At 60.2% G+C, this 25,410-nt stretch carries 20 protein-coding genes and 1 pseudogene; 7 read left to right on the top strand and 14 right to left on the bottom strand.

Annotated elements, in window-relative coordinates:
- Positions 1-12: 12 nt before the first annotated feature.
- The 3 genes from GQ39_RS05620 to GQ39_RS05610 all read left to right on the top strand — a co-directional run bounded on the left by GQ39_RS05620 (position 13) and on the right by GQ39_RS05610 (position 3,051).
- On the top strand, positions 13-894 hold the full coding sequence (locus GQ39_RS05620; RefSeq protein WP_167361848.1) for an ABC transporter permease subunit: 882 nt from the start codon (positions 13-15) through the stop codon (positions 892-894).
- Entirely contained in the window at positions 891-1,775 is an 885-nt protein-coding gene (locus tag GQ39_RS05615) for an ABC transporter permease subunit (protein ID WP_047528009.1), read from the top strand. The genes GQ39_RS05620 and GQ39_RS05615 overlap by 4 nt, the downstream gene beginning before the upstream one ends.
- Before the next feature lie 178 nt (positions 1,776-1,953).
- Complete coding sequence (locus GQ39_RS05610) at positions 1,954-3,051, top strand: polyamine ABC transporter substrate-binding protein (RefSeq protein ID WP_047528007.1); 1,098 nt, start codon at positions 1,954-1,956, stop codon at positions 3,049-3,051.
- Between the two features lie 179 nt (positions 3,052-3,230).
- Here the strand turns inward: GQ39_RS05610 and thpR are convergent, their stop codons facing one another.
- Positions 3,231-3,770: an RNA 2',3'-cyclic phosphodiesterase gene (thpR, locus tag GQ39_RS05605; protein ID WP_047528006.1), complete on the bottom strand. Its 540-nt coding sequence runs from the start codon at positions 3,768-3,770 to the stop codon at positions 3,231-3,233.
- A 107-nt stretch (positions 3,771-3,877) separates the two neighbouring features.
- On the opposite strand from thpR, the gene GQ39_RS05600 reads away from it, so the two are divergent.
- Positions 3,878-4,072, top strand: coding sequence for a hypothetical protein (locus tag GQ39_RS05600; protein WP_047528004.1), 195 nt, complete (start codon positions 3,878-3,880; stop codon positions 4,070-4,072).
- A gap of 14 nt (positions 4,073-4,086) precedes the next feature.
- Here GQ39_RS05600 and GQ39_RS05595 read toward each other — a convergent pair whose 3' ends face one another.
- Together GQ39_RS05595 and GQ39_RS05590 are read right to left on the bottom strand one after the other, a co-directional pair.
- A complete protein-coding gene (locus GQ39_RS05595; protein ID WP_047528002.1) occupies positions 4,087-4,440 on the bottom strand; it encodes a DUF1428 domain-containing protein in 354 nt (117 codons plus the stop codon).
- Positions 4,441-4,456: 16 nt separating this feature from the next.
- Positions 4,457-5,521 carry a hypothetical protein gene (locus GQ39_RS05590; protein ID WP_047528000.1) on the bottom strand — a complete coding sequence of 355 codons (1,065 nt, stop codon included), beginning with the start codon at positions 5,519-5,521 and terminating at the stop codon, positions 4,457-4,459.
- Positions 5,522-5,884: 363 nt separating this feature from the next.
- On the opposite strand from GQ39_RS05590, the gene GQ39_RS05580 reads away from it, so the two are divergent.
- Positions 5,885-6,145, top strand: coding sequence for a hypothetical protein (locus tag GQ39_RS05580; protein WP_047527997.1), 261 nt, complete (start codon positions 5,885-5,887; stop codon positions 6,143-6,145).
- A gap of 58 nt (positions 6,146-6,203) precedes the next feature.
- On the opposite strand, the gene GQ39_RS05575 is transcribed toward GQ39_RS05580, so the two are convergent.
- The 5 genes and pseudogenes from GQ39_RS05575 to GQ39_RS05555 all read right to left on the bottom strand — a co-directional run bounded on the left by GQ39_RS05575 (position 6,204) and on the right by GQ39_RS05555 (position 12,289).
- Positions 6,204-7,319 carry an HlyD family secretion protein gene (locus GQ39_RS05575; protein WP_047527995.1) on the bottom strand — a complete coding sequence of 372 codons (1,116 nt, stop codon included), beginning with the start codon at positions 7,317-7,319 and terminating at the stop codon, positions 6,204-6,206.
- A gap of 6 nt (positions 7,320-7,325) precedes the next feature.
- Positions 7,326-8,156 (bottom strand): hypothetical protein, encoded by an 831-nt coding sequence (locus tag GQ39_RS05570; protein WP_047527993.1) that lies wholly within the window; start codon positions 8,154-8,156, stop codon positions 7,326-7,328.
- Position 8,157: 1 nt separating this feature from the next.
- Positions 8,158-9,486 (bottom strand): glycosyltransferase family 2 protein, encoded by a 1,329-nt coding sequence (locus GQ39_RS05565; protein WP_047527992.1) that lies wholly within the window; start codon positions 9,484-9,486, stop codon positions 8,158-8,160.
- Entirely contained in the window at positions 9,483-10,880 is a 1,398-nt protein-coding gene (locus tag GQ39_RS05560; protein WP_047527991.1) for a diguanylate cyclase domain-containing protein, read from the bottom strand. The genes GQ39_RS05565 and GQ39_RS05560 overlap by 4 nt, the downstream gene beginning before the upstream one ends.
- A gap of 518 nt (positions 10,881-11,398) precedes the next feature.
- Positions 11,399-12,289: pseudogene (locus GQ39_RS05555) on the bottom strand (LysR family transcriptional regulator).
- Positions 12,290-12,422: 133 nt separating this feature from the next.
- Here GQ39_RS05555 and GQ39_RS05550 point away from each other — a divergent pair.
- On the top strand, positions 12,423-13,835 hold the full coding sequence (locus GQ39_RS05550) for an MFS transporter (RefSeq protein WP_047527989.1): 1,413 nt from the start codon (positions 12,423-12,425) through the stop codon (positions 13,833-13,835).
- Positions 13,836-14,016: 181 nt separating this feature from the next.
- Here the strand turns inward: GQ39_RS05550 and GQ39_RS05545 are convergent, their stop codons facing one another.
- A complete protein-coding gene (locus tag GQ39_RS05545) occupies positions 14,017-14,436 on the bottom strand; it encodes a hypothetical protein (protein ID WP_047527987.1) in 420 nt (139 codons plus the stop codon).
- A gap of 264 nt (positions 14,437-14,700) precedes the next feature.
- Between GQ39_RS05545 and GQ39_RS05540 the strand changes: the two genes are divergently transcribed.
- The gene (locus GQ39_RS05540) at positions 14,701-15,258 is read left to right on the top strand and encodes an ATP-dependent Clp protease proteolytic subunit (RefSeq protein ID WP_047527985.1); all 558 of its coding nucleotides are present in this window, start codon (positions 14,701-14,703) and stop codon (positions 15,256-15,258) included.
- A 47-nt stretch (positions 15,259-15,305) separates the two neighbouring features.
- Here the strand turns inward: GQ39_RS05540 and GQ39_RS05535 are convergent, their stop codons facing one another.
- From GQ39_RS05535 to GQ39_RS05515, 5 genes are all read right to left on the bottom strand, one after another.
- Positions 15,306-17,303: a peptidase U32 family protein gene (locus tag GQ39_RS05535; RefSeq protein ID WP_047527983.1), complete on the bottom strand. Its 1,998-nt coding sequence runs from the start codon at positions 17,301-17,303 to the stop codon at positions 15,306-15,308.
- Positions 17,304-17,539: 236 nt separating this feature from the next.
- Entirely contained in the window at positions 17,540-17,920 is a 381-nt protein-coding gene (locus GQ39_RS05530) for a RidA family protein (RefSeq protein WP_047527982.1), read from the bottom strand.
- An 81-nt stretch (positions 17,921-18,001) separates the two neighbouring features.
- Positions 18,002-20,620, bottom strand: a complete 2,619-nt coding sequence (locus GQ39_RS05525) for an EAL domain-containing protein (protein ID WP_081997852.1) — start codon at positions 20,618-20,620, stop codon at positions 18,002-18,004.
- Between the two features lie 190 nt (positions 20,621-20,810).
- Positions 20,811-23,636: an amino acid adenylation domain-containing protein gene (locus GQ39_RS05520; protein ID WP_047527980.1), complete on the bottom strand. Its 2,826-nt coding sequence runs from the start codon at positions 23,634-23,636 to the stop codon at positions 20,811-20,813.
- Between the two features lie 68 nt (positions 23,637-23,704).
- Positions 23,705-24,577 (bottom strand): mechanosensitive ion channel family protein, encoded by an 873-nt coding sequence (locus GQ39_RS05515; protein ID WP_047527978.1) that lies wholly within the window; start codon positions 24,575-24,577, stop codon positions 23,705-23,707.
- Positions 24,578-25,410: the final 833 nt, after the last annotated feature.

Raw genomic sequence — 25,410 nt, 5'->3', positions numbered from 1 at the left:
TTCCTGCGCCTGGTGCCCAGCGGACGAAAACTCGTCATCGGGATTCCTTTCCTGTGGCTGTGCCTGTTCTTCCTGTTGCCGTTCTTCCTGGTCATGAAGATCAGCTTCTCGGAAGCGGCCCTGGCCATTCCGCCCTACTCGGAGATCTACACCTACGCCGAGCAGAAATTCCAGCTGTTGCTCAATATCGGCAACTACACCTTGCTGGGCGAAGATGAGCTGTACCTCTCCGCCTACCTGGGTTCGTTGAAGGTCGCGCTGTTCAGCACACTGATGTGCCTGGTGATCGGTTTTCCGATGGCCTACGCCATTACCAAGGCGAGCAAGGAAGCGCAAAACGTCCTGATGCTGCTGATCATGATGCCGACCTGGACCGCGATCCTGATCCGCGTCTACGCCTGGATGGGCATCCTCAGCAACAACGGTCTGCTCAACGCGTTCCTGATGTGGACCGGGCTGACGTCGCACCCGATCGAGATCCTCAACACCAATACTGCCGTCTATATAGGCGTGGTGTATGCGTATCTGCCGTTCATGATCCTGCCGCTATACGCCAACCTGGTCAAACACGACCAGAGCTTGCTGGAAGCGGCGTCGGACCTGGGTTCGAGCACCTTCAACAGCTTCTGGAAAATCACCGTGCCGCTGGCCAAGAACGGCATCATCGCCGGTTGCATGCTGGTGTTCATTCCAGTGGTCGGCGAGTTCGTGATCCCGGAACTGCTCGGCGGTCCCGAGACCCTGATGATCGGCCGCGTGCTGTGGCAAGAGTTCTTCAATAACCGCGACTGGCCGGTGGCATCCGCCCTGGCGGTGGTGATGCTGTTGATCCTGATTGTGCCGATCCTGCTGTTCAACCGCAGTCAGGCCAAAGAAATGGAGGCACGGGGATGAAGCGTTTCGGCTTTTCAAAAATGATGCTGGTGCTCGGCCTGTCGTTTATCTACCTGCCGATGCTGATTCTGGTGATCTACTCGTTCAACGCCTCGAAACTGGTGACGGTATGGGGTGGCTGGTCGTTCAAGTGGTACGCCGGCCTGCTCGACAACACCCAGTTGATGGGTTCGGTGGTGCGTTCGCTTGAGATCGCCTGCTACACCGCGCTGGCGGCCGTGGCCCTGGGCACACTGGCGGCGTTCGTCATGACCCGCGTCACCCGCTTCAAGGGTCGCACGCTGTTCGGCGGCCTGGTCACCGCACCGCTGGTGATGCCGGAAGTGATCACCGGTCTGTCGCTGTTGCTGCTGTTCGTGGCCATGGCGCAACTGATCGGTTGGCCGATGGAACGCGGCATCGTGACCATCTGGATCGCCCACACCACCTTTTGTGCCGCCTACGTGGCAGTGGTAGTCTCCGCGCGCCTTCGCGAGCTGGACCTGTCCATCGAAGAAGCGGCCATGGACCTGGGTGCGAAGCCGTTCAAGGTGTTCTTCCTGATCACCATTCCGATGATCGCGCCATCCCTGGCGGCCGGCGGCATGATGTCGTTCGCCCTGTCGCTGGATGACCTGGTACTGGCAAGCTTCGTCTCCGGCCCGGGTTCCACGACCCTGCCGATGGAAGTGTTCTCGGCGGTGCGTCTGGGCGTGAAGCCCGAGATCAACGCCGTGGCCAGCCTGATCCTGTTGGCGGTCTCGATCGTGACCTTCATGGTCTGGTACTTCAGCCGCCGTGCCGAAGCCACCCGCAAGCGGGCGATCCAGGAAGCGATGGACCAGACTGCCAGCGAATCGTGGCAGGCGCCTGAGAAGAAAATGCTGGAAGCGACGGCCTAGTGCCGCCGACTTGTAGGAGCGAGCTTGCTCGCGATGGACCCAAGGACGCCGCGTTAATTCAGGCAGCCCACGTCATCGTTGACGTCCATCGCGAGCAAGCTCGCTCCTACAGGGCACACAAGCGCCACTGCATTTTTGCTTTGTGTATTTGAATAAGAAAAGAAATGGAGTTGTACCGATGAAAATGTTTGGCAGGACTCTGCTGACACTGTCCTTATTGGGCGCGATGACCACCGGCGCCCAGGCCAATGACAAGGTACTGCGCGTCTACAACTGGTCGGATTACATTGCCCCGGACACCGTCAAGAAGTTCGAAGACGAGACCGGCATCCAGGTGACCTACGATGTGTTCGACAGTAACGAAACCCTTGAGGCACGTCTGCTGGCGGGTAAATCCGGTTACGACATCGTCGTGCCGTCCAACAGTTTCCTGGCCAAACAGATCAAGGCCGGGGTCTATCAGGAACTGGATAAATCCAAACTGTCGAACTGGAAAAACCTCAATCCGGTCCTGCTGAAGAACGCCTCCGCCAGTGACCCTGGCAACAGCCACGCGTTCCCGTACATGTGGGGCTCGATCGGTATCGGTTTCAATCCGGCCAAGGTCAAGGAAGTGCTCGGCGCCAATGCCCCGACCAATTCCTGGGACCTGCTGTTCAAACCGGAGAACGCCGCAAAGCTCAAAGCCTGCGGCATCAGTTTCCTCGATTCACCGACCGAGATGCTCCCGGCTGCCCTGCACTACCTGGGCTACCCGGTGAACGATCAGGACAAGCAACACATCGCCGAAGCCGAAGCGCTGTTCATGAAGATTCGCCCGTCGGTGGCGTATTTCCATTCGTCGAAATACATCTCGGACCTGGCCAACGGCAACATCTGCGTGGCGGTCGGCTACTCCGGCGACGTGCTGCAAGCCAAGGCCCGCGCCCTGGAAGCCGGCGACAAGGTGAAGATCGACTACAGCATCCCCAAAGAAGGGGCCGGCAGTTTCTACGACATGGTCGCCATCCCGCGTGATGCCGCCAACGTCGAGAACGCCTACCTGTTCATGAATTTCCTGATGCGCCCGGACATCATCGCCGAGATCACCAATAACGTCGGCTACAGCAACGCCAACGCGGCCGCTACGCCATTGGTGGATGAAGCGATTCGCAACGATCCGGGTTCGTATCCGTCCCAGGAAGTGATGGCGACCCTGTATGCCATTCCCGACATGCCGATCGGTGTGCAGCGGGTGATGACCCGGGGCTGGACCAAGGTGAAGCTGGGTAACTGATTCAGTGCACCTGATGCCGCTATCGCGAGCAAGCTCGCTCCCACAAGTTGGGGGTGCAGGTTGAAATCTGATTTTCCGATTGACGTTCATGCAGCGCCTTACCACCGCTGCATCACTCACCTGGCTCCTCGGTTAAGGTGAATTTCGGCGCCCTCGGGCGCCTTTTTTTGTAGCAGTGCCTACGCCGCCCCCAGCGGCAAATCCGCCAGCGCCCGGTAGCGGCCCTTATGGGATTCGAACAGGGTGAAGCGGTCGGCGCGCAGGAAAAACTCAGGTGACGAGGTGGACTCCGGCACCGGCGCCCGATAGTCGCGGGCCAGGGTCAGGTGCGGACGAAATTCCCGTGGCGCATCCTCCAGTCCAAACGGCAACAAGGCCTGTTCCAGGTCATACACCAGGCGCAACAGCGCCGGCGGTGCCTGTTCCGGCGCCAATACCAACACCCCTGCCCTGCGCCAGACATCCAGCCGATCCAGCGCCACGGTCAAACGCGCGTCGGGTGTGCGTACGGACGCGACCGCCGTGCAAATGTCCGCAATCTGCCCCACCGCCACCGCACCCAGAAACTTCAGGGTCAGATGAAAGTTCTCCACCGGCACCGGCCGCCCGCTGCGCAGTTGCAGCGCGCCACGCCACTGGGCGATGGCCTTGCGTTGCGCGGGGGCGCAATCCAGGGCAAAAAACAGCCGTTTGAACGGTTCGCGGGATTCGTCATTCATGCAGGACACCTCGGCGGGAGACCGCATGAGTGTACAACCTGTGACGTAACGACAAGCGCCCTCGCCACGGGTCTATAGTTGAGGCGAGCGATTCAACCGGAGGGGTCATGCGACAGATCATCAGCAAGGAACCATGGTGGGCCGAGCCGCCCAGGCCCGGCCAGGATGAGTTCGAACTGGAATGGGGCTGGCTGGTGCACTACAGCGAAGGCGAGCCGCGTTTCGAATTCATCAGGGTGCGGCCGACCGATGACGAGATCCGCCATCGCAAAAGCTGCAGGATCACCCCGACGGCGGAGTGACCCCGGGGCCTGCCTCAGGCCTGGACGAACAGTTCGAAACCGCCGAATACCATGCGTTGGCCATCGAACGGCATCGGATTGACGTCCGGCTTCATGCGCGAGTCCTGCATCATTTTCTCCATCCCGGCATTGCGGGTGGCCTTGTCCGGCCAGATGATCCAGCCAAACACCACGGTCTCGTCTTCCTTGAGTTTTACCGCCATCGGGAACGACGTGACCTTGCCCTCCGGCACGTCATCGCCCCAGCACTCGGCCAGGCTCAACGCACCGTTTTCCTTGAAGATCGCCGCGGCGATTTCAGCGTGTTTCTTGAATTTTTCACGATGGGCGGTGGGCACCGCCGCGATAAAACCATCGACATAAGACATGGGTCTTCTCCTTGGGTCATGGGTTGATCTGCTGATTAGTCGATTCAGTCGGGCTCCAATCGACAGACCCCACGCCTGAACCGACCGGCGGTTCAGCACTTTGTGCGAGGTTGCCTTCTATTTGCGCCGCCATGTACAAGGTCCCGGCCATGACACCGGTGGTCGGGTTCTGCACCAGCTTCACCCAGGCTTTGTCGAAGGTGTTGCCCAGGCTGCTGCGGATCAACGCTTCGCTGTCCGGCCGATCGGCGGCCTGAATCAATGCGCGAACCCCCGCCACCCCCACGGTGATCAACCCCCCGGCGAGTTTGCCGGCCGCCGCGGCCACCGCACTGGCCGCCCCGCGCGGGGCCATTTCGGCTTCCATCCGCTGGCTCGCGCGCCTGGCCACGGGGGCCATGGCGGTGTCGGTCGAACCAACGCCTTTATCGCCGCCGGCCTTGTGGATCTTGTCGACCAACGCGGCGTAGGCCGGCAAGCTGTTCAATTGTTCGGTGTGAACGATCTGATAAAGCGAAGCGTCCCGGGCCGGTGGCGGCCCAAGGGCGATGGCCGGTATTTTCTGGATACGGCCATTGAGTTGGGCCATCGGCACGCCATGGCGTTGGGAGATTTTCTGCAGTTCTTCCTTGAGAATGTCCACGTAGAAAGCCGCCGCCAGGCTGAGAATCGCATCCGGGTCGATCTCCACCGCCACCGGCGCCAGGACCTTTTCCTGATACTGCTCCAGCAGATAAGCCGCCAGGCGCTTTTCCGAGGCGTCCTGCTCGCCCTTGGCGCTGATGGTGTACCAGCTGACCTTCATCGACAGCCATTCCTGGGTCCAGTAACTGCTGAACCAGGGAATGAAGTTCTGCTCGGTCAACTCATAGACCCGCGTGCGCCAGTAATCCATGGCACCGTGGGCGTAGATTTTTGTCTGCTCGGTCGCCGATTGCGACGCCTGAATGATCTCCCGATCCACTTGTTGCCAGGTGCCGGGAGCAATCATGACTTGCGGTACTTCCACAGGCGCGCGCGGTGACATGGCGCATCCGGCCAATACCACCAGCATGGCGACGATCAACCAACGCAGGTTCAAGATCGCGGTTCCTAAAGTCGGCTCCGAGCGGGATGTTCGGTGTTCAAGAGCTCCTGAACTGAGTATAGGTGGCGGCCATTGTCCGCTCGGCGCGGACCTTGCGCCCAATGCCAGTTTCGCCGCTTGTCCGCGATAAAACCCTCAACGACACGGTCAAAAACCGACCATCACTTATGTCGATATTCACCATCGCCAGGAATTTCTTCCGCCCCGTGACCGTCAGCGTAGGATCGGTTCCACCCCAACACGAAACCCTGTAGCGGAGGGTCGAACCATGCTTATCCATCTCCTGACCTGTCTGGCCCTGACGGCCTTCACGTTGAGTGCATTCGGCTGGTTCGTCCTCTCCGAGGAGCGCGCGTCATGATCAACGAAGTCACCCTGTCCGTGAGCTTCCCGGTGTTTGGCAACAACTATTACTCGCAACCTTTCGAGTCTCGTAAAGTGTTGACCCTGGTATTCGACAAAAAATTCGAAGCCCTGCTGATTCCGGCCGCCGCCAATCACTTCAACAACGAAGTGGTCGGGCTCAATGATCAGTTCCGGTTCTTGAACGATGTGCTGGCCGAGCATCTGCAGGCGACCGAAACCGCCGCCACTGCACGCCGTCATCAGTACGTCTGAGAGGCCGCCCCAGGCCAAGTGCCCGTCAGGTCGGCGATGCTGGATCGGCCGTCATCCTTTAGCGACTTTCCTGGGCGGTGGCCGTTGCCCGGCCAATGGCGAACAGATCGCCCGCTTGCTCGATGAGTTCACGGCTATCGGCGAACATCTGTTGCCAGTCGGTGGGAAACCGCACATTCAACGGCAGTTGATCGATTCGCCACTTCGCCGGCAGCGGGTGATCGAATCGGGCAGCGACTTGCAAACCCATTTCGCTGGCCGTGAACGGTCCGCGCAACACTGTCGGCGTGCGCCCGGCGCTGTCCACTGCCTGGACAACATGAGCCTCCAGCCAGTCACCGTTGGGCATGCGCACGCGCAATGCCTGGCCAATGGCGGCGTAGCTGATATTTTGCGGCTCCAGGTAAATCCACAGCAGCGGGTCTTCCTGTCGTTCGATGCGCATCAGCAAGGTCCCGGCACCGACGTTTTCACCGGGGTTGATCATCACTTCCGCCACGCGTCCGCTCTGCGGGGCCTTGATCGGCAACGCGGCCAGGCGCGTCTTCAGCCACTGCTGCTCGGCGTTTTGTTGAATGACGTCTCGCTCAACGCTCAATGGCGCCTGATTGGCCAGTTGCTCACGGCGCTCGAACGCCAACAGATCGGCCCTGAAACCATCGAGTTCGGATTTGGCCGTCAACACTTCCCCCGGCGAAACGGCGCCACGCGACACCAGATCTTCCAGCACCTTCACGCGCGCCTGTGCCCGTCCTATGCGGGTATTGAGCAGCTGACGCTCACTGCCGCCCAATTTGGTATTGCGTACCGGTGTGGTGTTGGTCGGCAGGGCCGCCAGTTGCGATAACCGGGCCCGCCATTCGGGGTTGTCGAGATTGACCAGTGGCTGATCGACGCCGATCTGGTCACCGGCCTTGACCAACAGTTGCTCGACCCGACCGCTATCCCTCGCACGCACTTCGATGATCGGCAAGCGCAACTGAGCCGGCGCATCGATCATCAGCATGCCGTAGGCCAGCTTGCCACCCAGCCAGATCAACGGGCTGGCGACCAGAAACAGGATCAAATACCAGCGCACGCGAAACGCCGTGCGCTTGCCCGGTGCATAGAGCACGTTCAAACCCTGCTCGTGGGTCGGGCTCAGTTCCTTACGACTATCAAAACGAATCTTCATGGGGGTTCACCGTTTTGGAAAGTCTCGCCAGGCTTGCCAGTCAATGCCGGCAATCCCGAGAGGTTGCAGTTGTTCACGCCAGGCGCTGCTCTGGTGCTGCAACTGTTCGGTCGAAACACCGGCCCAGGTCTCCGTGGCATCCAGTTGCGGCTCCGTGCTTTGTGCCAGGCGAAATTGCAGGTCGGGCCAGCGCCTGGCGATTTGCTCTGCCATTCGCGCGCTGTTGTTGGGGTTACGGGTGTAAATCATCAGGCTGACCTGCCGCACTCCCGCACCGGGAAGCGCACAGGGCACGCAGGTTTGTCCGGGTTTAGGGTCAGCGAACCAGCGATGATGACTGGAAATCTCGACCGGCCATGGGCTCACCGAAGAAGCTACGCGCAAGGTTTCGAGCCAGTCTTTGAGGCGCTGATCCGGAACGGGCATGCCCAGTTGTTCGACTTCCAGGTCCAGGTGCAGGCTGCTGAAGGCAAGCCCTTTGAGTTTCGCCAGCAGATCGGTGAGCTGATGGCGTTCCGGCTGCTCGATCCAGCTCGGGTCGCCCAGCAGCAGGCTGACCTGTACCCCCTTGCCCGCCGCGTCCCGCAGCAACTGTTCCAGGCGTTGGCGGGTCGTGCCCAGGTCTTTGATCTGCGCGGCCTTGAGGCCCAGGTAAATCTTGTCCATCCCGGCGTTGCGCAGTGCGTCCAGTTCAGCCGGCCGCTGGCCGGGATCGAGCAACGCTTCGCTGTCCCAGACATAACTGGCCTGGGACCATTTCTCCGCTTGCGCCGCCTGCGCGGTCAACGACAGGACCACCAGCAGGGGCAAGCACAGGGCCTGAAGGATCGAACGCATGTCAAAACCTCGTGGCTCGTTTCAGCACCCACCAGGGCGCCATCGAGCTTTCTTCATGCCCGCGGCGGAACATTTCGTTGAGCATGGCGACCACGCTCCAGCAGCGCAGGAGCAACATGAACAGCGGGAAGAACGGCACCAGCAGGCCGAGGGTCATGTCCTGTCGAGGGCGGTCGGAGATCATCAACAACATGGCGCAGAACATCAGCAGGGTGATCGTCAGGTACAACAGATAGATCAGCGAAAACAGAAACAACAGGGTCATGCCCGGCAGGATGAAGATGGCCAGCAAGGTGTAGGTGAAGATGATGAACGGCAGCACCAACTGGAAAAAGAAGCCCGTCAACAGGATCATCAGAAAAGTTTTCCAGCCCAATAGTTTCGGGCTGATGTTGCGGTTGTGCTTCCTGATGTACAGAAAGAACAGGTCGCCATCCCAGCGCAGGCGCTGCATCAGGAACTGGCTGAGTGTCGCCGGCGCGTCGGTGTGGCCAATCGCTTCAGGCTCAAAGGGGATTCTCAGGTCATGGCGCTTGAAGTAGCTCTTGATACGCAGCGTCAGGTCCAGGTCTTCGGCGGTATGGGTGTTCCAGCCGCCGATTTTCACCAGGAAGCTGCGGCGGAAGGCGCCAAAGGCCCCGGACACGTTGTTGACCAGGTTCCATTCCGCCAGACCGATCTTCGACATGTGGATCGACAGCAGGTATTCCAGCGACTGCATCGCCGTGACCCAGGAACCCCAGACATTGCGCACCCGCAGGCTACCGGCCACCGCGGGCACCATGGGGTCTTCGAAATGCCGCACGATGGCGCTGACCATGTTGTTGTCGAAGGATGTGTCGCCATCGAGCGCCATCACGATTTCGCCACTGGCCAGCGACAGGCCGGCGTTCAAGGACGACACCCGCCCGCCCCGCTGCCATTTGGCGATCGGACGCAAATGGCGCCTGGGGTACAACTGCGGGTCGACGTTGAAACTGCGCACGGCGGCCAGCGTCGCCTGGTTCACGGTGGCGCCGTCGACCACGGGAATCATCTCGATGTGACCGCCGTAGGTCTGCTCGCACAGGCTCAAGAGCGTGGTCTGCACGTCCATTCCTTCGCTGTAGCAGGTGATGACGCACGAGACCCTGGGCTGATAAAGGCTGATCTTCGGCACGCGGGAACGCCGGCGGGCGAACCAGCGCAGCACGCCCAGCATCACCAGGATCATCATCGGCAATTCAAAAATCAGAAACGATGGAAAGAGCATGTAGAACAACCGGCTCAGACCATCCGCCCCGGCAAGCCCACCCAGTGCGTTGTAGAGTTGTTCCATCAAGGGGTTCATGGGTGTAACACCAACTCACCGGCCAAACGGGCCAGCAGCAGTTCACCGTTTTCCTGATCGAGCAGATCATCGGGCGCCGTGATGCTGACGACACGCAGGGAAAGGTCGCTGACCTCCGGCGCGGAAAACAGCTCGGCGATCCGGCTCAAGCGTTGTTTGACGCACTCCAGGCCTTTGCCATCGGTATGGGGAAGCATGATCCAGAAGAACTCTTCGGTACTTCGCGAGCAGCGGTCCGTTTCCCGCACGGTTTCCTTCAAGCGATCGGCCACGCTGTCGATGAAGGCATGACCGCGCTGTTCCCCCAGGTGCGACAACGTGCCGGCCAGGTTGACGAAGCGCAGACCGATCACCGAAAAGGTCGGCGACGGGTAGCGGCGTACGACCTGGATCTGCCAGCTCAGCAGATCATAGAAATCCTTGCCGCCCAGCAGGTTGAGTCGACCGAAGTTCTGCACCGAACGATCACTGAACTCCTGGCGGCAGCGGAACCGTCCGGCCTCGCTCAGGCGGAAATCCCTGACCTCGCGGACTCGCAGTTTATCCGGCGTATGGGACAAGCCGCAGTCCAGGCAGCGCGCCTGCACTTCGGCATCGACAAAGAACGCCTGGCATGACCGGCAACGATAGTTCTCCATCGGCCGGTCGTAGTCCGTACCGATGTGACGCAGCCGGCTCAAACAGTTGGGGCACAGCAGCACACCGTCTTTGAGAAAGGATTCCTGTGGCCCCACATGCCCACAGGTGAAGCAGTGCAACGAGGGCTGCCGGGAAATGTCCAGGGCCTGACACTCGGCGCATACGTCGATGTAATTGAGTCGGCCCGAGCCACAGTCTGAACAGAGGCGAACGCGATCGACCAGCACCCCCTCTTCGAGCCAGTCCTGCTGCACCATCAAGCCGAGCCAGACAAACGCGTTGATCTGCTCGTTGTCAGCCAGGGCGTCCAGCAAAGGGTAACGGTAATGCTGGGGCACCTCCGGGTCGCGCAACGCAAACACATGGGCGTTTTCGCGCAACCACAACCAGGACAGCACCCGGCTTTCGAAACGCTCGGGGGCGGCCCCCTGTTCAAGCAGCCTGAAGCGCTCCTGCCAGGCGCCCCAAAGCTGCTTGATTTCACTGGACTCGACAGGACACGCACCATCGCCCAACGCTTCACACCAGCCATCCTGGTCGCGGCAACAGTAAATAAGGGTATAGCGATACGGGGGGATCGAGCGTAGCTTGCGCAGCACTTTGCCCGCATAGGCCGCTGGCATGTCCAGCAGTAATACATCAAATGCGCGGGCAGCCAACAGGCTGCCCAAGTCGGAAAAGTGTTCAAGTTCTGGAAGATTCAGACTGGGCACTCTATTACCGAGTATTGCGATTCGAGGATTTGGAATGGGCATGACGCACGTCCTTTAGAGAGACAAGTGCGGTGAATTGAAGTTATCAACACTAGCACCAATGACGAAGCGCGCATGCTTTTATTCTGATTTTTTTGCAGATACACGGCAACAGCACTTCGTCACCTAACTTCCTTTGCAGCCCTTCCTCAATTAGACAATGATCACAGCCGACCAACATCGCACGACATCAAATTTTTTTACCAATGTAAATCAACAGCTTAGATAATATAGCCCGATATATTATTGTATATATTGTCAGTACTAGTAAATCGCCACCTTGATAGCGTTGCGCCATTCAATGCATTTGCAAACTCTTCCCTATCAGTGCCTTTAATTAATAAGATTGCCGGCCTACCTCACTTCAAACCAGAAGTTCAAAATTTTTTTATAGCTATTTGGCTTTTCGATATAACTAAAATTTAATAAAAGCAAAATCAGTAACAACAGCTTAACACCAACTTGGAAAACAACGAATGTTTGCCCAGTTAATTTAAACTTATTCCTTCTCCAGTTACTTTCTATTCCGAACAAACCACTCGAAGACATTCACGTAACCAGCGATGCACCGGATCGGCATCCAGTCGTGGGTGCCAGAGCATGGCCACGGTGAAAGAAGGCAATAACAATGGAAGCTCGAAACTGTGCATGCCTTAGCGCAGGTCGGCCGTGTGGCGCTCCGGCACGCTGACGATCAAATCACTGGTCCGGGCGAGCGAGAGTGCCGTCGAAAAGCCGGCGACGATGGTGGCGACCTCGCGCTCCAATCCGAGCCGTTCCAGCGCGTCATCGATCGGCCCCTTGTCCAGCCCGCGCCGGGACACGCCGATGTGACGGCCCGCAGCGAAACGCGCAGCGCTGATCGGGCCCTGACTCAACGGATGCCCCGAACGCACCACGCCGATGAAACGGTCACGGAACAGACCCTGGGTACGCAATTCGGGACCGGCGCCCTTCCCCACCACCCCCGTTTCCAGATCCACCGTGCCGTCGCGCAGTGACGTGCTGTCCTTGTCCGGTTTGTGCACGAAGCGCAGGCGCACACCGGGCGCTTGTTCGGCGATGCGCGCAATCAGCCTGGCGCCAAAATTTTCGACAAAACCTTCACTGGTGCGCAGGGTGAACGTGCGAACCAATTGCGTGAGGTCCGGTTGCTCGGCCGGACGCAGCACCGCTTCGACCTCCTGCACCAGTTGGCTCACCTGCTCTCGCAAGGCCAGTGCCCGAGGCGTGGGCACCAGACCGCGTCCGGCCCTGACCAGCAGCGGATCGCCAGTGGTTTCTCGCAATCGCGCCAGCGCCCGGCTCATCGCTGACGGACTGAGGCGCAAGCGCTTGGCGGCGCGGGCCACGCTGCCTTCTGCCAGCAGCACATCAAGGGTAATCAGCAAGTTGAAATCGGCGGTGGACATGCAATGCCTCGTGGCGGGCTCATGGGGCGTTGTATGCACGTATTAAGTGCAAAGGCTGCGTCTTCCGCCATGTTAGGCGCGGGCGTAAATTTCCGATAGCTCCAATCGGGAGTGGCCACGAGAGGGGGACCCCATGAATTCGACAACGACAATGACAGAGGGCGCACAACGCACAGGATCCGTCAGGTGGGCGCTGGCCAGCCTGTCATTGTCGATGCTGCTGTCCGCCCTCGGCACCAGCATCGCCAACGTGGGTTTACCGACGCTGGCCCAGGTGTTCGAGGCCTCCTTTCAACAGGTGCAGTGGATCGTCCTCGCGTATCTGCTGGCCATCACCACGCTGATTGTTAGCGTCGGCCGGCTCGGCGATCTGACCGGACGGCGGCGCCTGCTCCTGGGCGGGATCGGCGTTTTTACCCTGGCTTCGGCCTTGTGCGGCCTGGCACCGACCCTCGGCCTGCTGATCGGCGCGAGGGTCCTGCAAGGCCTGGGCGCGGCGATCATGATGGCCCTGACCATGGCCTTCGTCAGCGAGACCGTGTCCAAGGAAAGGACCGGCAGCGCCATGGGCTTGCTCGGGACAATGTCGGCGATTGGCACCGCAATGGGCCCTTCGCTCGGCGGCCTGCTGATCGGCGGATTCGGCTGGCGGGCGATGTTCCTGATGATGCTGCCGCTGGGCCTGGTGACGCTGCTGCTTGCGTATCGCTACTTGCCGGCCGATCAGCGCAAGGCGGACACCGTGGGCAGCGGTTTCGATCCGCTGGGTAGCCTGTTGCTGGGCCTGACACTGGGCGCTTATGCATTGGCCATGACCCTCGGCCGCGGCCACTTTGGTCCGTTGAACATCGCCCTGTTGCTGGTCACGTGCGTGGGCGTCGGCCTGTTCATTCGGGTGGAGGCCCGGGTCGCTGCGCCGCTGATTCGCCTGGGGATGTTCCGCGATCCGCAGCTGAGCGCCAGCCTGGCCATGAGTCTGCTGGTGACGACGGTGATGATGGCAACACTGGTGGTCGGGCCATTCTACCTGGCCCGGGCGCTCGGGCTGGATGCGGTCGGGGTCGGGTGGGTGTTGTCGGTCGGGCCACTGGTGGCGGCACTGGCCGGCGTGCCCGCCGGGCGCATGGCCGACCGCTTCGGCGCGCGGCGCATGACCCTGGCCGGGCTCATCGCCCTGGGGCTGGGTTGCTTCACGCTGTCGGCGCTACCAAGGACATTCGGTATCGCCGGCTACCTCGCACCCATGGTCATCATCACCCTGGGTTACGCGGTGTTCCAGACCGCCAACAATACCGTTGTCATGAGCAATGTGGCGCCGGACCGGCGGGGCCTGGTCTCTGCGTTGCTCAACCTGTCGCGCAATCTCGGGCTGATCATCGGGGCCTCGGTGCTGGGCGCGGTGTTTGCGCTGGCCTCTCATTCGGTGGACATCAATACCGCGCCTCCCGAGGCGGTTGCCAGGGGCATGGGCGTGACGTTCATGGTGGCATGGGGACTGATCGGGATTGCTTGTATGATCGCCCTGATCAGCCGCCGCAGCCATTAAGCGGTCACCGTGTGTCGCGCAGGTCCCTGTTGTGTATGCGCACGTCACTGTCGGTGCTGAAGACAGGTCGCAATGCAAACCACATCGCGTTTATCGCAGATCAGTCCAACCCGTACGTTTGAGCCGACCCTAAAGATCAAGCCCCGAAAACAACTCGAGGCTTGATGAGGATCACGCAGCATTAGGCCTTACGTCCTCCGCCGCCGCTGTGGTCCCCGCCTTTGCGTCCCGCTTCAGAGCCTTTATCCATGTCATCGGCCATATTGTCACCACGACCGCTTCCCTGCCCGCCGCTGGTCGAATGATGGGCATCGCCTGACTGGCGTCCACCGGAGGCCTGACCACCCTTCTGTCCTGGTTTGGTCATGTCCTGCTTGTCGTCAGCAAACTCGCCGCCGCGATGGGTACCTTGCCCGCCACCTGACATGCGATCAGCGTCGCGCGATTGCCCGCCCGACGCCTGGCCGCCTTTCTGGCCTGCTCGTTGTGGATCGTTGGTTACGTTGCCGCCGGAAGCCCCTGTGCCTTTCTTGGTGGCATCGGAAGCCTTGTCCCGATCACTGGCTGAATTACCGGGGTTGTTGTTTTCTGTATTGGCCATTTCTGTTCACCTCTTGAGTCGTTGGTACGAGCTCGGGCCCGTACAATTCGGAGGGCGCAGGGAATCGAAAGTTTGAACGCAAATTCGGTGTCGCGACGAGTGGATTTCGAGGGTTAGTTCCATTGAATTCAGGAACAATCGACTGGCGGACGCCGCCGCTCAAGCCCGGACCGTACGCCGCTTTTCAAGAATCGAAGGGCATTGTTGACTAGACTGGATAACGCGCGGTACGTCCTCCTGGCTGCGGACTCGGAAGGTCAATCAATGACAGAGCACATCGTACATTTTCATTGCCAGATCGATCAGGGAACGACTGAGCGCTTCAGGGATTGCTGCCTGGAAGCGATCGATCAAGGGGCCCATTCGCTGCTCTTGAATCTGTCCACCAGCGGCGGCAGTACCAACTTTGGCTTTACCCTTTATACCTTCTTGAAATCATTGCCAGTGCCACTCTGCGCGATCAATGCCGGCAACATCGAATCGATGGGCATCATCATGTTCCTGGCAGCCGGCCGTCGAATTACATCCCCCCATTCGCGATTTCTGATTCACCCGATGAACTGGTACTTCAGCCAGAAATCGGTCGACCACCAGCGGTTGAGAGAATACCTGTCGAGTCTGGACAACGACCTGGCACGCTACGTCCAGATATTTGCCCAGGAAACGGCGGAGGCCCCCACCAGGCTGGACATTTTCCACTGCCTGTCGGCGGAGGAAAAAGTCATCGCCGCCCACGAATCCATGGCTTACGGCATCGCTCACGAGATGCGGCAAATGGTGTTCGCCGACGATGTCAAACACTGGAAAGTCAGTGGTGGATGAAGCGGGCCAGGCAAACGCGACGCCGTGACGTCGCGCTCGCCTGTCACTCAGTGAGGCGCGCGGGGGATGGTTTTGAGCAGGTCTTCAGGGCTGATGTGGCCGACCACTGACTGAACGCTGCCCGGTTGCGGCAGATCCAGGATGTGGCCCTTCATCTTGCCGATCACGTGCATTTCGCAAGGTTTGCAGTCGAACTTCAGGGTCAGCACTTCATCGCCGTGCACCAGTTGCATCGGCGCGACCTTGGTGCGAACGCCGGTGACGCCCTTGGCCTGTTTCGGGCAGAGGTTGAAGGAAAAACGCAGGCAGTGCTTGGTGATCATCACCGGCACTTCGCCCGTCTCTTCGTGGGCCTCGTAGGCCGCGTCGATCAGCTTCACGCCGTGACGGTGATAGAAATCACGAGCCTTCTGGTTGTAGACGTTGGCCAGGAACGACAGGTGCGATTCCGGGTACACCGGCGGTGGAGTGGTCTCGGCTTTGCGAGCGCCCCGTGGGTGTGCGGCGATGCGCGCCACGGTCAACGCTTCGATCACTTCGCGGCGCAAGGCCTTGAGCTGCGAATTGGGGATGAACCAGGCCTGGGGTGCGTCCAGCTTGATGTCCGTGGCGTGGTATTCGGTGGTGCCCAGTTGGCCCAGCAGATCGTGCAGTTGCTCCAGGGCCTGTTCCGGTTTGTTGGCCACACCGAACGGTCCGTCCAGGTTAACGCTGGCGCTGACGCCCTCTTCACTGGTGGCGGTCAGTTCCAGGCGATCTTCACGCAGGCGCGCGACCCACGAGAGGCCGATACGGCGCTCGGCGGACGTCTTTTGCAGCGCTTGGGCCCAGTTGTGATCCAGGTTGCGGCTGAGCGGATGATTGGGGCGCAACTGATGCAAGCCTTTTGGCATCTCGTTTGGCTCGACGCGGTAGCGGTAGCGCTTCTCGCCGTCCTCTTCGAACTCACCCTTGGGCTCGGCGATGTTGGTCCGCCAGCCCACCACTTCACGCTTGACCAGCACATTGAGGCCGTCGCCGTTGGACAGCGGCTCGTGAGTGACCACCAGCAGATCACGCTTGCCGACTTTTTCCACCACGCCCACCGGCAGGCCGGTGAAGGTCGGCGAATCGAAGGCGCCGATGTCGATCTTGCGTTCGCTGACGAAGTAGTCGGTGCTGCCGCGGTGGAAGGTCTTGTCCGGATCGGGCAGGAAGAAGTGCGCGGTGCGGCCGCTGGAGGCGCGGGCCAGGTCCGGGCGGTCTTCAAGCACGTCGTCCAGGCGCTGGCGGTAATAGGCGGTGATGTTCTTCACATAACCCATGTCCTTGTAGCGCCCTTCGATCTTGAACGAGCGCACACCGGCTTCGACCAGGGCGCGGATGTTGGCGCTCTGGTTGTTGTCCTTCATCGACAGCAGGTGCTTCTCGTAGGCGATCACCCCGCCCTTTTCGTCTTTGAGGGTGTACGGCAGACGGCAGGCCTGGGAGCAATCGCCCCGGTTGGCACTGCGGCCGGTCTGCGCGTGGGAAATGTTGCACTGGCCGGAGAACGCCACGCACAGCGCGCCGTGGATGAAGAACTCGATCGCCGCATCGGTCTCGTCGGCGATGTCGCGGATTTCCTGCAGGTTCAGCTCGCGGGCCAGCACCAGCTGCGAAAAACCGGCCTGATCGAGGAACTTCGCCCGCGCCAGGGTGCGGATGTCGGTCTGGGTACTGGCGTGCAGTTCGATCGGCGGGATATCCAGTTCCATCACGCCCAGGTCCTGGACGATCAGCGCGTCGACACCGGCATCGTAGAGTTCGTGGATCAGCTTGCGCGCCGGCTCCAGCTCGTTGTCGTGCAGGATGGTGTTGATGGTGGTGAACACCCGGGCGTGGTAGCGATGGGCAAACTCCACCAGCCGGGCGATATCGCTCACCTCGTTGCAGGCATTGTGGCGGGCGCCGAAGCTTGGGCCGCCCAGATAAACGGCGTCGGCGCCATGCAAAATGGCCTCGCGGGCGATGGCTACGTCGCGGGCGGGGCTGAGCAATTCGAGATGATGCTTGGGTAGGGACATGTGTTTTTAGTCTGGCCTGTCACGATCAAGGCACGCATTGTAGCGGCGAAACGCCTGACCGGCACCCGTATGCTGCCGGGTGGTGCTCACTTGCTGACTTTCTTCAAAACACAGCAGATCAAATGTGGGAGCGGACTTGCCCGCGATGGGGGCGGTACATCCAGCATCTTGGTTGTCTGACCCACCGCCATCGCGGGCAAGCCCGCTCCCACAGGGTTGAGTGTCGCTGGAAGGGATCAGCCCTTGGCGGCCATCGCGGTGACTTCCACGCGCATGCCTTCGACTGCCAGGGCGGCCACGCCAACGGCGGCGCGTACCGGCCATGGCTTGGCGAAAAAGCGCTGGTAAACCTCGTTGAAGGCAGCCCGGTCGGCCATGTTGGTGAGGTAGATGGTCAGGTGCAGAACCCGGTCCATGGAGCTGCCGGCCCGCTCCAGCGCAACCTTCAGCGCCTGCAGGGTGCATTCGCTCTGGAGGGTGATGTCGCCCAGCTCCAGGCTGCCGTCGGCACGGGTCGGGATCTGGGTGGAGACCAGCAGGCCGCCAAAACCGGCAACGTCGGAGGAGATGGAATCGGCATCGGGGTCAGGAACGAAGGTGATGTCTTGATTGGCCATGGGAAACTCTTGCTCGAGGGGTAAAGGGTCGGTCGAAACCGGGCGGCCAGTTTACAGCGCCATCGTCTGGCCGTCCCTGAATCAGCTCGAAAACCCCGCCCCCACGCAGAGTGACCCTGCCCCGTTACACGCGGCCGCGCCCGCATTCACCGAATCAATGAATTGCACGAACGCCTGGCCAGGCAGTGGCAACGAGAAGAAATTGCCCTGGCCGACCTCATACCCTTGGGCCTTGAGGATGTCACGCTGGACGGCGGACTCGATGCCTTCGGCCACCACGGTCAACGACAGACTCTTGCCGATGCCGATGACCGACTCGCTCAGTGCCCGGCAAGACGTATCGTGCTCCAGATCGTCGACAAAACTCTTGTCCAGTTTCAGCTCGCTGATCGGCAGATGCCGCAAATACCCCAGACTGGAGTAGCCCGTGCCGAAATCATCGATGGCCAGCCGCACCCCCAACGCGTGCAGATCGCGGATGGTTTTACAGGTGCCAGGACTGTTGGAAAGCACCACGCCCTCGGTCACTTCCACGCACAGGTCGGCGGGTTGCAAACCGTATCGCTGCAATTGGCCGGCAATCAGTTCGGCCAGATCGAGGTTATGAAAGTTGATCGGCGACAGGTTGATCGAAAGCGACGCAATCGCCAATCCCTGTCGACGCCAGACGGCCAGTTGTTCGCATGCCGCTTGCAGCACCCATTGACTCAGTTCATTAATCAGCCCGCACTCCTCGGCCAGCGGTATGAATTGCCTTGGCGAGATGTCGCCCAGGGCCGGATGCGCCCAGCGAGCCAACGCCTCGACACCCACCAGCCTGCCGCTGTTGAGGTCGATCTGCGGCTGGTAGAACAACTCGAGGTTGCCGGTGGCCATGGCGTTGCGCAGCGCCGTTTCCAAAACCAATCGGTCTTGAGCGATCCGGTTCATCTTTTCGACAAAAAAGCTGAAGCTGCCGCGCTCGATGCGCTTGGCCTGATACATCGCAATGTCGGCACGGTGCAGCAAGGTCTCCATGTCACGCCCATCGCCGGGGAACAGGCTGATGCCAATGCTGGCCGAAACGACCACCGACATGCCCGCGATCGTCATCGGGCGACTCAGGAGCATCATCATCCGCTCCAGAAAAGTCGCGACCTGTGTCGCGTTCATGCGTGGCAGCACCAGGACGAATTCGTCGCCGGACAAACGCCCGACCAGGTCGGCCTCTCGCAACAGGCTGCGCAGCCGGTGCGCCGTGACGCGCAATAACTCGTCACCCGAGGCATGGCCCAACGCATCGTTGATTTGCTTGAAACGATCCAGGTCGACAAACAGCACGGCCAGCTCCGCCTGCTCTCGCGCCATTTCGCCCAAGGTGCGTTGTGCCTGGGCGAGCAGGTAACTGCGATTGGGCAGGCCGGTCAATCCATCGTAAAAGGCCATTTTTCGAATGGATTGGCGGGCTTGCTCGCGTTCGAGGGCCAACATGCACAGATGCGTGCCCGCTTTGACCAAGTGGCCATGCAAGGGGTCCGGTCCACGGCTTTCCCGGAAATACAGTGCAAAGGTCGCGGCGATGCGCCCGGCACCGTTGCGCACCGGCATCGACCAACAGGCCTGCAAACCGGACTGTTGTGCCAGGTGCTTGTAGTCCGCCCACAGCGGGTCGTTGTTGATGTCGGTCACCAGCACCGGTTCGCCCCGGTAGGCGGCCGTGCCGCAGGACCCCGTCGTGGGGCCGATGGCCAGGCCCTCGATGGCCCTGGAGTATTCGACCGGCAAGCCGGGGCTGGCCAGGGGATGCAGAATTCCTTGCGGATCAACACTAAGGATCGACACGATGACTTCGGGGGCGATGCGTTCAATTTCATGGCACAACAACGTCAGCACACTCTCCAGCGACTCCTCCTTGAGCAATGCGCCAATGACTTTGTTCTGCAGCACCTCATGCAACTTCGACTGGGTAATGTCCGTCAGCACGATCACGACGTGTTCGAGCTGGTCTTGAGCATCGAAGACGGGTGTCGAGGACACATGCACCCACAGGCGCTGTCCGCTGCGTTTGCTGATCAGTGCGCTGAACTCGTGAGGCTGGCCGCAGAGAATGGCTTCCAGCTCCGGCTCCGCTTGCGTCTCGGCCCGAGCGTCGGGCACGAAGAACAGCAAGGGTGATTGCCCGATCACCTCCTCACGGGAATACCCCAGCAAGCGGATCAGTCCGTCATTCACGTAGATAAGCTGTCGATGGGCGTCGACGATGCACGTCGCCGAATGCGTGGCATTGATCGACATCGATAGCAACCGGTGCTCGAGGTCTTGCACGCGCAGGTGCGTGACATCCTTGAGGAAGACCGCATGCAGGGTCTGGTCATGCATGACGATTGTCGAGACGGACATCACGCCCCAGCGCTCCTGACCATCCTGGCGCACGATCCGCGTATCCAGACTGCTGCCTGCCAGGTGATGGACGCCGCCGTCCGTGTGCTCGCTGGCAGAATCGTCAGGGTTCGGGTCAAGCCCCCGGGGAATCAGGGCACTGACGTTACCGCCCAGCGCCTCAATGCGCGAACAGCCCCAAAAGCGTTCGGCAGCGGCATTGAAAAACACCACGAGGCCCTGCGCATCCACGACCACCACGGCGTCGATAGCCTGCTCCAGTGTTTGCACCAAGACGCCTGGAGCCGCTTCGTCTCTTGCCAGTTCGACCCTTGTGTTCATCGCTGCCACACTTATCCGTGCAACCACCGCCTTTCATCCAGAAAAGCCTGTGGAACGCCGAAAGACCCTTCCCTGCCAGAAGGTACCCATCATCCAGGCAACAGTTGACTCCGGTTAACGAAGCGCAACGGCATCAAGAACATGGAAATCAGGATAGCCGTGAAGTGGCGACCTGACGAAAACATCGGCGTCAGGCCACCCGTTCAATCTTTTGCGCACGGCGCTTCTTCTCGGCGCCGTTGAAGCGCATCAACACGATTCGCACGAACTTGTTCCAGGCGTAACCGACCACGATCCCGCCGACGATGGCGATTACCACGGCCAGTACAGGGCTGTCATTGAGGCGACGGGCCACGGACTGGAACTGGAAGTGCGTCAGATAGATGTACAGCGTTGACGCCGCGATGGCGGCGAGCCCCCGCGCGATGAGTCCTGGCACGGGCACCGAGCGGATCCAGATCACCGCGAGCACCGCCGGCACCGCCACATCGATGTATTCGCTCATGCCAACCGCAGGCAAGCCATGCCCGTAGAACTCCAGTAAATCTCGCCCGCCCACCACAATGACCGCCACCGCGCTGGCCATCCATTTGCGCCGGGTGGAGTCGGCATAGTGAATGGCCATGCCGAGCACCATGATCGCCAGGAAGTGCTGTGGCACCCGGTTATCCAGCGCTGAAGCGTCAAACACATACAGACTGATCAACAGATCAGCCACCGCCAACAGGCAGGACGCCATGAGCAAATAACGGAACGGATTGGAAAGGATGATTTGCCTGACGCGCTCGAACGACAACACTAGCCCGATAATCACGATCATCTGCAACAGCACTTCAACGTACCAATAGGTGAAGTAGCCGATGTCATTGGGGGCAAACCAGTTGGAAATCATCAAGACAGACTGCCAGTGAAACCTGTCGAAAAGCAGCTGGGTCAACAACGTATACAGGACGGTGGGCACTGCGATAGTGGCCACGGACTTGACGAGCGTACTGGCGTTGCCGCGTTCATTGATGGCTTGAAATTGAAACCTCGCCAGGCTGAGACCGGACACGACGAACAACACCGCCGTTTCGCCGAAGAACGCCCAATCCTTAAACAGTTGAAAATGCCCGACAACGATCATCACGATGGACATGACCCGCAGCAACACGGGAACTTCCATTGCCCGAACGGCCAGCCTCGAGGGTTTGGCGGTGTTGGCCAACTCACCCAGATCACGAACCGGCAGCATTTCCCATCGTTCGGGCAAATGCCCGATCAACCGCTCAAGGACCATTGACGCCTGGACGAACGACAGCGAATCGCCGCCCAGCTCGACGAACGACAGGTTGGCGTCGATATGCGGGACGTCGAGGATTGCAGACCAGGCGTCCGCCAGCTTGAGCCCGATGGGCGACAGATTCTGGTCCGAGCCCGGGGACGCCGCTTGCGTCGAAGCGCCCGCTGCAGTCAGCACCCGCTTATCGATCTTGCCATTGGGCGTCAGTGGAATGGCGTCCAGAAACACGAACAACGCCGGCACCATGTAGTCGGGAAGTGCCTTGCTGACATGCTCGCGCAATTGAACCGACGAAACAGGCTGGGTTGAAACGCAATAGGCCACCAGCCTCACGCTGGAACGGTCATTCGCCGCCAGCATAACGCACTGCTTGATTCGAGGATGGCGCGAAATGGCGCCTTCGATTTCAGTCAGTTCGATTCGGTGCCCGCGAATCTTGACCTGACTGTCACCCCGCCCCAGAAACATGACACTGCCATCCGGAAGGTATGTGCCGAGGTCGCCGGTCTTGTAGCAAATGTCATCCGGGACACGAGTAAAGGGATTGACCACAAAACTATCCCGGGTCTTCGCCGCGTCGCCCCAGTAACCCAATGACAAATAGGGGCTGCGAATCAGGATTTCCCCCATTTCTCCAATGCCGGCCAACTGACTGGCGTCATTCACGACCAGCAGTTGTGCCCCGTCTATGCCTTTGCCCAGCGGTATCCGCGAATTGTCGGCGGTGGGATCGAGCGGGTGAAACGCCATGGCCTGTGGCGTTTCCGTCGTACCGTAGAAGTTCACGCTCTTTGCATCGGGTGCAATGACGCGCATCTGTTCGTACAAGGTATCGCTCAGGGCGTCGCCACCCCAAAACAGGTAGCGCAAATCGTTGAATCGGGTTCCATTGATCTTTGCGCCCGCTTCAATGAGCTTGCCCAGGGGCGGCGTCAAGTGAATGACCGAAATGGCATGTTCATGCAGCCATGTGGCCAAGGCCGATGGATCGATAACCAGCGACTGCGCCGGAATGACCACTTTCGCGCCGATGGACAGCGGCGTGAAGACGTCCCTGTAGACGGGGTCATGACCCAGTCCGGACAACAGGGAAAAGCAATCGTTTTCCGATAGCGAATGATGCCGGGTATGCCACTCGATGAAATGAACCAGCGGCGCATGGTGGGTGACAATCCCCTTCGGTTCACCGGTACTGCCCGATGTGAAGGTGATGTAGGCCGGATGAGCCGGGTCGACTTCCGGCAAATCATCTGGAGCAATGGCAAACGCTTGCAGGGATTCGTCAGGCGATTCGGGAATCTGCACCACTTGCGGATGAGCAGTGCCCTGCCCCGGTTGTACAGGCCCGGGATCGAAGGTCGCCCCGCCGCAAAGCAACACAAACGAGGGCTGCAGGATGCGTATGATCTGGTCGATGCGCGCAGCGGGATAGGCCATGTCGGCGACACTGAATGTCAACCCGGCCCGCGAGGCGCCGAGCATGGCGTAGACCAGGCCCGCGCAGCGATTGGAAATGATGACCACCCGGTCTGACTCGCGGGCGCCTTTTTCGATCAGAAAGCCGGCAATGCCCCGGCTTATGCGCTCAAGTTGACGATAACTGCACGATGCATCGTGGGAAATGACAGCGGTTGCATCGGGTGTACGGTTCGCGTTCTGCAAGAAATCCATGAATATCGGACGTTCGACACAATATTCCAGGGTCAGCGTTGGGTTGGGGCGAACATCCTGCATTTATTGATCCTGCTCCGCATGAAGTCGATTGCGACCCGGTACCCATGACCGCAATCGAACTGACGCCGTCATTCCTTGGTCAGCGCTCCGGGTAAGGTAGCGCCCTGCTGGAAAATCACCGTTTGCGCCGGTATCGGTGCCGGGAAGCCCGCCTCGCCGAGGGCATCCTTGATGGTGCGATTGGTGTCGAAATACACCTGCCAGTAGTTTTCGTTGTGGCAATAAGGACGCACCGCCAACACGGGCCCTACCAGATTGAACTCCAGAATCTCCACATCCACCGCCGGCTCGGCGAGCACGTTGGGAATGGACGCGATTTTCTCCTTGAGCAAGGCTGCCGCTGCCTTCCAGTCGGCGGCGCCGGACAGCTGTGCCTTGAGTTCAACACGGCGGAAGGGATTGTGGGTGAAATTCTGGATGTTGTCGCTGAAGATCTTGTTGTTGCCCACCAGGGTCAGCACGTTGTCCGGGGTGTTGATCGCCGTGGCGAACAGTCCGATCTCGGTGACCGTGCCTGTTACCCCGCCGGCGCAGATGAAATCGCCCACCTTGAACGGCCGCAGGACAATGATGAAGGCACCGGCCGCCAGGTTGGCCAGCAACCCCGACCAGGCCATGCCGATTGCCAGGCCGACTGCGGCGAGCAACGCGGCGAAGGTGGTGGTCTGCATGCCGAGGTAACCGAGGATGCCGATCACCAGGATGATGTTCAGCGTCACCGTGATCGCCGAGCCCACATAGCGCAACACCGTCGGGTCGACCTTCTGCTTGCCCAGGGCCTTTTGCACCATATGGACGGCAAAGCCGATCAGCCAGCGCCCGACGATCCAGAACGCGATGGCGGTGAGAATCTTGATCGCGAAAGCGGCCCCGTAGGCCTGGACGATGGCGATGAGGGCGTTGAACTTGGCAGTGGTGACATTAACGATAGTCTCGTCCATGGAGGGAGCTCGCGAATGAGGGTTGACCTCAAGACGCTAGCACAGCCGGTGAGCCCTGCCAGTCGAATTGCGTTACCTATGCCTGGGGTACATCGCTCTGTAGGCGCCAGCCTGCTGGCGAGGGTCGTTAACGATGACGCGTGTTGCCTGGTTAAACGCGGCGTGTTTGAGTCCATCGCGAGCAGGCTCGCTCCTACAGGTATTGCGTTACATCCCTCTGTAGGCGCCAGCCTGCTGGCGAGGGTCGTTAACGACGATGCGTGTGGCCTGGTTAAACGCGGCGTATTGGAGTCCATCGCGAGCAGGCTCGCTCCTACAGGTATTGCGTTACATCGCTCTGTAGGCGCCAGCCTGCCAGCGAGGGTCGTTAACGATGACGCGTGTGGCCTGGTTACACGCGGCGTTTTTGAGTCCATCGCGAGCAGGCTCGCTCCTACAGGTATTGCGTTACATCGCTCTGTAGGAGCCAGCCTGCTGGCGAGGGTCGTTAACGATGACGCGTGTGGCCTGGTTAAACTCGGTGTAGTCGAGTCCATCGCGAGCAGGCTCGCTCCTACAGGTATTGCGTTACATCCCTCTGTAGGCGCCGGCCTGCTGGCGAGGGTCGTCAACGATGATGCGTGTGGCCTGGTTAAACGCGGCGTGTTTGAGTCCATCGCGAGCAGGCTCGCTCCTACAGGTATTGCGTTACATCCCTCTGTAGGCGCCAGCCTGCTGGCGAGGGTCGTTAACGATGACGCGTGTGGCCTGGTTAAACGCGGCGTATTTGAGTCCATCGCGAGCAGGCTCGCTCCTACAGGTATTGCGTTACATCCCTCTGTAGGAGCCAGCCT

Source organism: Pseudomonas sp. 11/12A (assembly GCF_000800055.1).
Classification (GTDB): domain Bacteria; phylum Pseudomonadota; class Gammaproteobacteria; order Pseudomonadales; family Pseudomonadaceae; genus Aquipseudomonas; species Aquipseudomonas mohnii.
The sequence above is the reverse complement of the archived record's forward strand: the minus strand, read 5'-3'. Positions and strand labels throughout refer to the sequence as shown.